1 protein-coding gene is annotated in these 3,076 nt (G+C 65.8%); it reads right to left on the minus strand.

Features of this window, described 5'->3' with window-relative positions; all coding sequences use genetic code 11:
- Positions 1-71: 71 nt before the first annotated feature.
- Positions 72-2,498 carry an HAD-IC family P-type ATPase gene (locus C9424_RS21225; RefSeq protein WP_116768810.1) on the minus strand — a complete coding sequence of 809 codons (2,427 nt, stop codon included), beginning with the start codon at positions 2,496-2,498 and terminating at the stop codon, positions 72-74.
- Positions 2,499-3,076 lie beyond the last annotated feature (578 nt).

The raw sequence follows: 3,076 nt of genomic DNA on the forward strand, positions 1-3,076 counted from the left end.
CACCCCCACCACCGGAACACCCCCCGGGGACCCGCCCTCACCTGTGGAACGTCCGCGGGCGGGACTCTCCTTCACTTCCAGCCCAGCCCCTGCACCGGGAATGCGCGGGCGTGGACCCGGGCCAGAACCTCGACTCCGAGGCCCCCGGCGGCCCCGCACGCCACCGCAGCGAGCAACAACCCGCCCGGAGGTCGCGAGAGCAGGAAGAACTCCTGCGCGAGCGGCAGGTTGAGCAGGGCCACCAACGAGGCGCTCATGGCCACCACCACAGCAAGTCGCCCTGCATTGAGGGGCCGGGACACAGCCGAGAGGATCCACAACCCAACGATGGACAGCGTCAGCACCGAGGCGCTGCTGACTTGTTCGGGCGTCGCCGTGCCGGCCAACGGCGCCAGGGCATTGAGCGTGAGCAGCGAGGCCGTCACGATAAGTCCTGCCGGCACGGAGAACCAGAGGGCCCGGCGCAGGAATCCAGGCTGGTAGCGGCGCGGGTTCGGCATGAGCGCCAAAAAGAACGCCGGGATTCCGATTGTCAGGCCGTCAGTGAAGGACAGCTGGCGGGGAAGGAAAGGGAACTTCCAGTCCAGGAGCCCGAACGTCACTGCGATAGCCGTCGCGTAGACCGTCTTGCTCAGGAAGAGGCTCGAGACGCGTTCGATATTGGCGATCACCTGCCGGCCTTCAGCAAGGACCCCGGGAAGTCGGTCGAAGCGGCCGTCGAGCAACACCAGACGCGCCACGGCCTTTGTTGCGGGCGCCGCGGAGTCCATGGCGATGCCAAGGTCGGCTGTCTTCAGCGCAAGGGCATCGTTGACGCCGTCGCCGGTCATTGCCACGGTGTGTCCCCGGCGTTGCAGCGCCTCGACCATAGCCCTCTTCTGGGCCGGAGTCACCCGACCAAAAACCATGTTCGCCTCCATCACTTCCTCCAGGTGCAACGGATCCTCGGGGAGTGAGCGTGCGTCGAAGCCCTCCGTGACCTCCAGGCCAATCCGGCGCGCAATGGCGGCAACGGTCCGGGGATCATCGCCGGAGATGATCTTCAAACCGACGCCCTCGTCGCGGAAGAACTTGAGGGTCTCCCGGGCATCGGCGCGGGGCTGTTCCCGGAACGTCAGCAGGGCCACAGGATGGAGGGACCCCGGCAGCTCCTCCAGCTTCCCATTGCTCGGCAACTGATCAGCGCGGGCCAAAAGCAGAGTCCGCAGCCCTGTCTCAGCCAGTTCGCCGGCCTGACGCAAGATGTCGCCCCGGCTGGGTTCGTTGCTCTGGGGCGGGACGGCGCCGTCGGGAGCAGAGACCGGGGACGTCTCAAATCCGGGCGACTCCTCCCCCTGCACAAGCATCATCTCCGGCGCTCCGAGAATCCAGGTGCGCGCCGCACGCGTGCGCCCGTTGAAGCTGACCCCGCTCCACTTCCGGGCGGAAGAAAACGGCACTGACCGCGCCGGCTGCAGGCCGCCGTCGTACTCAAAAGCCGTACTCAGGCAGCGTGCCGTGGCGTTTGCCTCGGGCTCGGCGCCAAACCATGCCAGGACTTGCTCCCATCCCGGTTGCGGCGCCAACGGGTGGACGGCATCGAAGACCAGCCCTCCCTCGGTGAGGGTTCCGGTCTTGTCCATGCACAGTACGTCTACGCGTGCCAGTCCCTCGACAGCGGCGAGCTCCTGGATCAGCACATTGTGACCGGCCAGCCGGAGCCCGCCCACGGCGAAAGCCACGCTCGTGAGCAGTACGAGTCCCAGCGGGACGATCGCGATCATGCTGGCAATGAGGCCCACCAGAGCCGGCGTCCAGGCACCGGTGGAATAGGCGGTCTGCCAGCCGCCGCGCGCCTGGATCTCGCCGTTGATCACGAGGATGGCCACCGGCAGCAGGATCCAGGCAATCCAGCGCAGTACGCGGTTAAGGCTGTTGCGGATCTCGGAGTTCACCAGCGAGAAGCGACGCGCATCGACCGTCAGCCGGCTCGCGAACGACTCCGCCCCTACCCGGACAACCCGGGCAGTGCCGTGGCCGGCCACGACGATCGATCCGGAGAGCACCTCCGTCCCCGCGTCCTTGTCCACGGGGTCTGCTTCGCCCGTGAGGAGCGATTCGTCCACCTCGAGGCCGGACGACTCGAGTACTGCGGCGTCGGCAGTGACCTGGTCCCCGGCTCGCAACACCAGGACGTCGTCCTTCACGACGTCGGCCGTGGCGATGTCGTGGATCTGACCCTCGCGCAACACCCTTGCCAGCGGGGCGTTGAGAACAGCCAACCGGTCCAAGGACTTCTTCGCCCTGTATTCCTCGACAACGCCGATCACGGCGTTGCTAACGGCGGCGAGGCCGAACAGTGCGTCTTGCCATTGTCCCAAGAGCAGTAGCAGCAGGAAGCTCGTGCCGACGATTGCGTTGAAGAGCGTGAAGACGTTGGCCCGGAAGATCTGCCACAGGCTCCGGCTGGTGGTGTCCGGGACGCGGTTTGTCAGCCCGTGCTCGACCCGCGTGGCCACCTCGCCCTGTGACAGGCCGGTGACGGCCGGCCGGCGTTTGGCGGCCGGCCGGGAGGCACGCCGATGGAGAAAGGCTCGTCTCCTGCGCCGGCGGTATGCCCTCACCCTCCGATGGTATCCGGCGGGGCGCCAGGATGTGACGGAGGGTACAGAACTGAAGAACGACGCCGGGGCGCCACTTTCGGGCTCCATGCCCCGTTTCGCCCCGGATTTCCGGGCCAGACACCCCGATGACCATGCTGTGGGGGTGGGTTTGCGGTGGGGGCGTGGTGGGTGTATTGTTTTCTAAGTCGCCGCGAGGGAGACCAGCGGAAATGCTGGGAACCGGAGGCGGCCAATCCCCTAAATTTCAAGGCCTGATCTGGTCGGCGTTTTGTGCGCTCCGGGTTGGGTGGGGCGGGTTGGATGGTTTGCGGGTCGCGGAAACGTTGATTTGCAAAGCGGTCCGGACTCGGGTAAGTTTGAAAAGTTGCTCCGGAGCGATCCGCGACTGTTTGTTGGTTGTGGTGGTGCCGGGTGTGTCTGTTGTTTGAGAACTCAATAGTGTGCCAAGTTTGTTGATACCAATTTATTGTATT

The sequence above is a fragment of the Arthrobacter sp. H-02-3 genome, assembly GCF_003097355.1.
Lineage (GTDB): Bacteria > Actinomycetota > Actinomycetes > Actinomycetales > Micrococcaceae > Arthrobacter > Arthrobacter humicola.